5 protein-coding genes and 1 pseudogene are annotated in these 8,798 nt (G+C 64.1%); all 6 read right to left on the bottom strand.

Annotated elements, in window-relative coordinates:
- Positions 1–849: class I SAM-dependent methyltransferase (locus tag IC50_RS22985; RefSeq protein ID WP_035709999.1), on the bottom strand; the 849-nt coding region annotated here is incomplete at its 3' end.
- A gap of 1,739 nt (positions 850–2,588) precedes the next feature.
- A complete protein-coding gene (locus tag IC50_RS22980) occupies positions 2,589–4,133 on the bottom strand; it encodes a GMC family oxidoreductase (protein ID WP_035709997.1) in 1,545 nt (514 codons plus the stop codon).
- A 4-nt stretch (positions 4,134–4,137) separates the two neighbouring features.
- A complete protein-coding gene (locus tag IC50_RS22975) occupies positions 4,138–5,688 on the bottom strand; it encodes an ABC transporter substrate-binding protein (protein ID WP_035709995.1) in 1,551 nt (516 codons plus the stop codon).
- Positions 5,689–5,918: 230 nt separating this feature from the next.
- Positions 5,919–8,177 (bottom strand): DNA topoisomerase IV subunit A, encoded by a 2,259-nt coding sequence (parC, locus tag IC50_RS22970; protein ID WP_035709993.1) that lies wholly within the window; start codon positions 8,175–8,177, stop codon positions 5,919–5,921.
- A gap of 61 nt (positions 8,178–8,238) precedes the next feature.
- The gene (locus tag IC50_RS22965; protein ID WP_035709991.1) at positions 8,239–8,514 is read right to left on the bottom strand and encodes a hypothetical protein; all 276 of its coding nucleotides are present in this window, start codon (positions 8,512–8,514) and stop codon (positions 8,239–8,241) included.
- A 100-nt stretch (positions 8,515–8,614) separates the two neighbouring features.
- Positions 8,615–8,798 (bottom strand): annotated as a pseudogene (locus IC50_RS22960) (DNA repair protein RecO); the annotation flags it as partial.

The raw sequence follows: 8,798 nt of genomic DNA, 5'->3' as shown, positions 1-8,798 counted from the left end.
GAGCCGGTCATTGGCGAACGGCTCGACCAGCATGCAGGTGCCGTCCGGAGCCAAGCTCTCGCGCACATGTTTGAGAGCACCCACGGGATCACCCATGTCATGGAGACAATCGAAGAAGCAGATCAGATCATAGGCGTTGCCGGGATAACTCTTTGCCGAGTGAACATCGAACGTGATGCGATCCGCCAGACCAGCTTCCTTCGCGCCAAGCCGGGCGGCTTCGATCGAGCCCTCGTGGTAGTCGAAGCCGAAAAAGCGGGAGTTCGGGAAGGCTTGCGCCATGAGCCGAGTGGACACGCCATGGCCGCAACCAACATCGGCGACTTTGGCCCCGCGCTCCAACTTTTCCATGACACCAGTGAGCGCAGGTAGCCACTCCTGAACGAGATGATGTCTGTACGAAGTTCGAAAAAAGCGAGCGGTGCCACAGAACAGGCATTCGCTGCGCCGGTTCCAACCGACACCTCTGCCGCTCCTGAACGCGTCCGATATTTTCGGCTCGTCCAAAAACGTGGCGGCAACCACGTTGCCGACGGCGCCCAGGAAGACGGGACTGTCTTCATTGGCGAGGGCGAGCACCTGCTCGGGCTGCATCGAGAACTTGTTGTTCTCCGGATCATATTCCACGTAGCCGGAGGCGGCCTGAGTTGCGAGCCATTCTCGAACGTAGCGTTCGGCGGTGCCTGTCGCCTGCGCCAGTTCCGTGGAATTCATCGGCCCCCGCTCCGCGAGGGCCTTGTAGAGCCCGAGCTTGTCACCGAGCAGCATAAGCGAGGCGCTCATAGCTGCACCGAGATCTCCGATCATCTTCCCCATGAAGGCATTGAGGCGTTCTTCGTTGACTTCCATGATGTTCCTCCCAGGCAATCTTCACCGGCAAAAGCATTCGATCGGGCCGAGCCGCATTGCCCGCGTGCTGCTGGAACTCGACAATAGCCATGCCCATGCTGCCGCGCCCTCAACCGGGATGGCAATTCAATGTGTGACAGCTGCAGGCGGCCCGACAAGCCAGTCCACGTTCCATTGCAGAGGCGCAGATCGAAGCCGACAACCCGTTTGCCCGCGGGCGAGCTTCGGTTGGCCGGGCCTTGCGCCCGCAAGTGTACTTTCCATTGCAAAGTGGAATGGGCCCGGAATGGAAGCAGCAATCCCCGCAACAATGGGCTCGCCTAGCGATGTCGCTGCGATCGCGATCGTCACCACAGATATGGCGACTACAAGCACATAGGTCACAATTCCCATCGAAATGTGCTTTGTCATGAGTCGAGCCCTCACAACCAAAATGAAGTCCTGCGCAGCTACAATCTTAGCTCGTACGCGAATGAGTATTTGAACAGGCGTTCACCGCACGTGAGGTGCTTGTTGCGTTTATAGACCAATAGTGAACAATGGTGTAGCAGCGATCCAGACCTAGTCTGAGCCAAGAGGCCTTGCGGCTCCTTGACGCTCGGGAAACGTAGCTGTCGTAGCCACAGATCGCGCATTCGTTGTTCTCAATATCTTGGGTTGTATATTCGCGACCACGATAGGCATGGCAACGCGTCTTCGCCTGCGGCGTAGACCGCTTTGTCCGCTTCAGGCGGAGCGACTTGCGTTCGCCCGCGAAAGTTGCCGTTCATGAGCACATGCTCTCAAGGCAAAAGCCCATAACCAATGTCCGATCGACCATTGCCCGTCGGGCGAGCCAGCCGCGCGCCCTGACCTCGATCCTGTCAAGCCCCTTCTCGCAAAATATTCCACTTTACCGAAATTCGGATTTATCGTACAAGCAGGACACCCTGGCCCGAGACGAGGGGCGGATCGCGATCGTCACGAACCGCGGGCTGGGCAGCGATGGACGCGACGGCGTCGGGCGCGAGAGGCATTGCAGGGCGGGACACCGTGAGCAATGGCTCCTGCGCCAACGACACGGCGCTGACAGCGTCTTCGCATGGCTTCGGGGGCGAGCACACGCCACCCCTCGGATTCCCAGCGAGGACGTGCGCGGACGGAGAAGTCGTGTGGTCCCGACGCCCGGGGTCTGTGCGTCAAGTCTTGCGGAGATGCGGCGGCCGACCGGCACGCGCATCGATCATCCGCAAGGCGACGGGGGCAATAGTGCATCGCTCCCCGAGGAGAGCACGAAGGACACCGTTAAAACCATTCGCGCAGGGAAGGCCGGGCGACCGGCAACACCTGTGGTCCACCCCGTGTGCATTCTGTCGCGCACGGACTCGGGTGCCAGCCGGCGCCCGGCCTTCCCTGCGCCCTTGTCTTCGCGAGGGCGTACCTGAAGCAAAACTCGGGCGACATGCGCCGCGAGAAGGCGAGCGTGTGTCTGCTGTTTGAAATGTGAATTGGAGAGCAATGGCCCCGCCCCTTGCTCCGTCATTGCGAGCGTAGCGCTGCAATCCAGAGTCTTTCCGCGGTGGGATTCTGGACTACTTCGCGCGCGCGCAATGACGTGGAACGCGCTCGCCACACCATCGCTGTCGTCGCCCGGCTTGACCGGGCGATCCAGTTACTCCGAGACGGGCGTGATTGAGAAGAGAGGCCACGACGTACTGGATGTCCCGGTCAAGCCGGGGCATGACACCATTGTTGTGGCGCTATCGCATCATCATCCGCGCGATCGCCTCGCCGATCACCACTGTCGTGAAATGGGTGTTGGCGCGGCAGTCGGACGGCATGATCGAGGCGTCGGCGACACGCAAGCCGGAGATGCCCTTCACCGTGCCGTCAGGGTTGACGACGCCATCAGCGTCGCCGACGCCGCTCATGCGGCAGCTGCCGGCGGCGTGCTGGATGTCGCCGGTCTCACGGCGCAGCACCGCGTCGAGCTCGTGATCCGGCAGGCTGGCGGCCTGCGGCAGCGTCAGATCGGTGTCCGCGAGCCGGATCCAGTCGGCAACGCCCGAAAGCGCCGGCTGCGACGTGATCACGGCAAGGCGCTTCACCGCGTCCATCATGCGCAGCATGTCGCGGGGGTCGGCGAGCATGTTCTCCTCGACGACAGGATCGATCGCGGGATCGGTCGAGGCCAGCTTGAGCGTCCCACGCGAATACGCGTTGAACAGCCCGGCGCCGATCGCACCCGGGACGCCGATGCCGCGATGGTTGAACGCGATCAGGATCATGTCGCGCTTGCCGCCATTGGCGAGACCCGACGAATAGGTCACGCAGCAATTGGTGTGTCGCGTATCGGGATCGGTGGGACGAAGCTCCTCCCGGAGCTGGATCGTGGCGCGAAACAGCGGGTGGTCGAAGAAGTGGCGGCCGACCGGCAGATCGCGCGCGACCGCGATCCCCATCGCCTTCAATTCCTCTGCCGGTCCGATGCCCGAGCGCAGCAGGATCGCCGGACTGTGGATGGCGCCGGCGCAGAGCACGATCTGGCGCGCGCTGATCTCCTGGGTGCCCTGCCCCTCGATGTGGACGCGCAGGCCGGTCGCCCGTCCGTCGCTGATCAGCACGCGATCGACCAGCGCATGCCCGCGGATTTCCAGATTGGCGCGGCCGCGCGCAGGCTCGAGATAGCCCTCATTGGTGGTGATGCGGCGGCTGTCGCGGCTGTTGATGGGATAGCAGGCGACGCCCTCGCCATCAGGACCATTGACGTCGGCACACCAGGGATAGCCGCTGGCCAGCGCGGCATCGCGCAGGCCACGATCGATCGGGCCCCATTTTTCCGGCGGCGCGCGATAGACCGGCAACGGCCCGCCGCGGCCGTGGCCCTCGGCATCGCCGAATTCCAGATCGTCCTCGATCACGGAGAACAGCGGCATCACCTCCTTCGCCGACCAGCCGGTGCAGCCATTGGCCGCCCATTCGTCGAAGGCATCCGCAACGCCGCGGATGGCGATCTGGCCGTTCATCATCGACGAGCCGCCGAGCCCCTTGCCGCGCCAGTAGAAGCGTGGCTCCTGCCCCGCCACCCGGCGCGTCACCAGATCTGGCCACTGCCATTTCTCCTGATACTCGCGCTTGTGGATGATCGGGATCGGGTTCGGCGTCCTCACTTCCCAGGGCGCTTCATCGGCGCGCCAGTCGAGGCCGGCCTCAAGCAGCAGCACGCGACGTGCGGGATCTTCGGAGAGCCTTGCGGCCACGGCCGCGCCGGCGGAGCCACCGCCGACAACAATGACATCGTACATCGCGTTACTTCTCAACGTTCCAGAACACCGGGATGGCGGACGGTATCAGACCGCGCAGGGTCGCGCGATAGGCGGCCGGCTGGGCAAACTGGCCCCACGGAATTGCGGGTGCCTGATCGTACATGACGGCCTGGATATCGCCCGCGATCTTCTTGCGGTCCGCCTCGGCGGGGGCCTTGGCAAACGCTTCCAGCAGCGGTGTGATGCGTTGGTCGCACTGCCAGCCGGTGAAGTCGGCGCAATTGAACGCCACCATGATGTTGGTCAGCGGCGAGCCCAGATCGAAGCCGCCGGCGTGGACGCCGTAAACGCTCCAGCCCTCCTTCTTGGCACGGCGCGCCAGCACGCTCGCCCAGTCCATCACCTGCAGATCGACGTTGAAGCCGGCCGCCTTCAGCCGCTCGGCCAGCACCTGCGCCGAGACGCGCGGCGCTTCGAGATCGTTGGCCTCCATCACGACCACCGGCTCGCCGGCATATTTTGTCGCCTTCAGCGCGGCTTTCGCCGCTTCTATCGACGGATTGGCGGCGGCTTCCGTGCCGGCCTTGCTCTCATAGGTGGTCCCGCAGGTAAAGAACGTCGCGCAGGGCGTGGCGTATTTGGCATCGAGGCCGAGCGCATCCAGCACCTCGCGCTGGTCGACCAGCTTCCACAGCACGCGACGGATGGCGGGATCGTCGAACGGCTTCGACGCGGCGTTGAGGCGATAGGCGCCGGCAAACATGTTGCCGCCGGTGAAGTTGACGACCTTGTTGCGCGAATTCTTCTCCATCTGCGGCAACAGATCGAACGGCGCATATTGCATGAAGTCGACTTCGCCGGCCTGGAGCGCGGACGCCGCGGTCGATCCGTCCGGGATGACGCGGATCTCGAGCGTGTCGACGTTGACGCGCTTGCCGCCGGCCAGGAAGTCGGCGGGCTCGGGACGCGGTACGTAGTCGGCGAACTTCTTCAGGATCATGCGATCGCCGGTGCGGTGATCGGCCTTGCTGTAGACGAACGGGCCGGAGCCGATAATCTCGGTGATGCGCTGGTCGCCGGGTGTCTTGGCGATGCGCTCCGGCATCATGAAGGCCACGGGGCTGACGGGATTGCCGAGCGCATCGATGACGAGGCCGGACGGCTCCTTCAGCGTCAGCACGAAGGTCTTGGCGTCGGTCGGCTCGAGCGAAGTCGTAATCGCGAAAATACGGCGGCCGAGCGCGTTGCGGGTGCCCCAGCGGCGCAGCGAGGCAACGCAATCGGCCGCCGTCACCGGCTGGCCGTCATGCCATTTCAGGCCGTCGCGCAGCGTGAACGTGTAGGTCAGACCATCGGCGGTGACCTTCCAGTCCTGCACCATCTGCGGCTTGACGTCGCCCTTGGAGTCCTTCGCAAACAGCGTGTCGAACACCATGTAGCCGAACGTGCGCGAAATGTAGGCTGGCGAGAAAATCGGATCGAGCGTGACGATTTCCGCCTCGAGCACCGCGACGAGATTGCCTGCCGCATGCGCGGGCGCGGATACCAGCGCGAGACCGAACAGCGCGGGAATGAAAGATTTCAGTTTGAACATTGGTGCCTTTTTTTGCTGCTTATCGAAAGTTCACTTGCAGCGGCGAAAAAGCAATGTTCGTGCCCGATCGACGGACGCACTCATGCACACGCGACTATCTGGTACGCGCCTGCGGGATACGCACTTCTGAGTTGGAGAGCGGCGCAATCGCATCCCGTCATCGCGAGCCACCGGGGCCGCGCTTCGCGCGGACCCGGTGGCTCGCAATGACGATGAGGCGGCAGTCGCGCCTATCCGATCACCTTGCCGAACTTGTTCGACTTCGGGAAACCCTTCGGCGGCAGCCGGCCGGCGTCGGCGCGGGTGCCTTGCCACTCAGCGAGCTCCTTCATGGTCGCGGAGAATTCGCGGCCCGCGGAGTCCTTCCAGGTCAGGCCGGCCTTGGCGTCGAACACGGCAACGTCCGAGAGCCCGCCATCCTTGTACTTCTGCAGGCGCACGCCGCGGCCGCGCGCCATCTCCGGCACCTGGTCGAGCGGGAAGACCAGCATCTTGCGATTCTCGCCGATGACCGCGACGGTGTCGCCGAGCACTTCGGTGATCGCGCGCGCCTCGTTCGGCATGTCGACGTTGAGGACCTGCTTGCCCTTCTTGGTGGTGCCGACGCAATCGTCCTCGTTGACGACGAAGCCCTGGCCCTCGTGGCTCGCGACCAGGAATTTGCGTCCGCCCTTGTGGACGAACAACGCGACGGGCGCAGCTTCCTGCTCGAGGTCGATGAACAGGCGGATCGGTTCGCCGTGGCCGCGGCCGCCCGGCAGCTTCGCGACATCGAGAGAGTAGAACTTGCCGTTGGTCGCGAACAGCAGCAGCTTCGAGGTCGTCTCAGCGAAGAAGGCGAAGCCGAGCTTGTCGTCCTGCTTGAAGGCGAGCCCGGAGAGATCCTCGACATGCCCCTTCATGGTGCGGATCCAGCCCTTGTCGGAGACCACGACCGTCACCGGCTCGCGCTCGACGAAGGCTTCCTCGATCGCGGCGAGATCATGCTCGGGCGCGTCGGCAAAGGTGGTGCGGCGCTTGCCGAGCGGCGTCTTCGGCCCGAACATGTCGCGGACCTTGCCGACCTGCTCGCCGACCTTCTTCCACTGCTCCGCTTCGGAAGCGAGCACCGCGTTGATGCCCTTGAGCTCGCCACGAAGGTTCTTGTCCTCGGTGCGGATCTCCATTTCCTCGAGCTTGCGCAAGGAGCGCAGGCGCATGTTGAGGATGGCTTCGGCCTGCACCTCGGTGAGCTTGAACTCCTTCATCAACGCCGGCTTCGGCTCATCCTCGGTGCGGATGATCTTGATCACCTTGTCGATATTCAGATAGGCGATCAGGAAGCCGCCGAGGACCTCCAACCGGTGCTCGATCTGCGCCTTGCGATAGTTGCTGCGGCGGATCAGCACGTCGCGCAGATGATCGAGCCATTCGCGCAGGGCTTCGGCAAGGCCGACCACCTTGGGAATGCGGCCCTTGATCAGCACGTTGAGGTTCAGCGGAATCTTGTTTTCGAGCTCGGTCAGCCGAAACAGCGATTCCATCATCAGTGCGGGATCGACGTTCTTCGACTTCGGCTCGATTACGATGCGAACGTCTTCGGCCGACTCGTCCCTGATGTCGCCGACCAGCGGCAGCTTCTTCTGGTCCTGAAGCTCGGCGATCTTCTCGATCAGCCGCGACTTCTGCACCAGGAAGGGAATCTCGGTGACGACGACGACCCAGGTGCCGCGCGCGCCCTCCTCCTGCTGCCATCTGGCGCGGACGCGGAACGAGCCTCGGCCGGTGGTGTAGGCTTCGGCGATCGCCTGCTTGGAATCGACGCAGATGCCCCCGGTCGGGAAATCCGGGCCCCTGACCCACTTCAGCAGCGCCCTGGATTTCGCGTCGGGCTTCTCGATCAGGTGGAGCGCGGCGTCGCACAGCTCGGCGGCGTTGTGCGGCGGAATCGAGGTCGCCATGCCGACCGCGATGCCCTGCGCGCCGTTGGCGAGCAGGTTCGGGAAGCCGCCGGGCAGTACGACGGGTTCCTTCGACTGGCCGTCGTAGTTGGCGCGGAACTCGACACCGTCCTCGTCGATGCCCTCGAGCAGAAGCCGCGCGACGTCGGTCATGCGCGCTTCGGTGTAGCGATAGGCGGCGGGATTATCGCCGTCGATATTGCCGAAATTGCCCTGGCCGTCGACCAGCGGATAGCGCGAGGAGAAATCCTGCGCGAGGCGGACCATGGCGTCGTAGATCGCCTGGTCGCCGTGCGGATGGAACGAGCCCATCACGTCGCCGACGATCTTGGCGGACTTCTTGAAGGCGGTGCCGGGGTCGAGCCGAAGCAGGCGCATGCCGTAGAGGATGCGCCGATGCACGGGCTTCAGGCCATCGCGCGCGTCCGGCAGCGCGCGATGCATGATGGTGGAGAGCGCGTAAGCGAGATAACGCTCTTCCAGCGCCTCACGCAGCGGCACCTCGTGGATTTCAGCCGGTTCTTCCGGCGGAACGATTCGTTTTACCATGCCGCCCGGTTAAACCGTGGAGGCGAATCGGGCAAGGATCGATTGGTTCCCTGTGGGCGGCCTACCGGCCGGCCCAGCCGGCCGTGAAGGTCTGAGTTTTGGCCTGAGTCGGCGCCGGCGCATTGGTCAGGCAACGCCGGGCGGCCTCGATCTCGGCCTCGGTCGCGCCATGGGACCGCGCCCATGTCTCTGCGGCAGCAGCGGAATATTTCGCCACATAGTACCGGACGACCGTGCAGGAAGCCCTGCGAACCACGCCCGGCTGCGGCTCGCCGGCCATTGCATCAGGCGCGAACGCAAGCAGCGCCGTGGACAAGGCGAATCCCCTGATCAACATTTAGGCTGTCCCCGTTGTGGAACCTCGAACGCGAACTCGACCGGCCCGATTTCGTTCCCGGGAACTCCATGCCCGAGGGCAATGCAGAATCCCGCTCGGCTCATGGCGAAGGGATCGCCGCCCTCGCCTGCTGCCGTATCAAGGCATTGATGAAGCCGGCCCGCGCGTCGGAATGGCCCTGCCCGCGCGGCTCCAGCACGTGGCGCAGCAGGAACAGGCCGGTCAGCCGGAAGCCGTCCTGGAGATCCTGCTCGGTGAGATCGCTCGCGGTTTCACCTTGGCGC

Source organism: Bradyrhizobium genomosp. I (2014) (assembly GCF_000261685.1).
Classification (GTDB): domain Bacteria; phylum Pseudomonadota; class Alphaproteobacteria; order Rhizobiales; family Xanthobacteraceae; genus Bradyrhizobium.
Note: the sequence above shows the minus strand (reverse complement) of the source record. Positions and strands in the feature narration are given on the sequence as shown.

What these genes read in the sequence shown, in the direction of transcription:
- IC50_RS22980 (WP_035709997.1), bottom strand. Translation starts at nt 4,133, where the DNA reads ATGTACGATGTCATTGTTGTCGGCGGTGGCTCCGCCGGCGCGGCCGTG.
- IC50_RS22965 (WP_035709991.1), bottom strand. Translation starts at nt 8,514, where the DNA reads ATGTTGATCAGGGGATTCGCCTTGTCCACGGCGCTGCTTGCGTTCGCG.
- parC (WP_035709993.1), bottom strand. Translation starts at nt 8,177, where the DNA reads ATGGTAAAACGAATCGTTCCGCCGGAAGAACCGGCTGAAATCCACGAG.
- IC50_RS22975 (WP_035709995.1), bottom strand. Translation starts at nt 5,688, where the DNA reads ATGTTCAAACTGAAATCTTTCATTCCCGCGCTGTTCGGTCTCGCGCTG.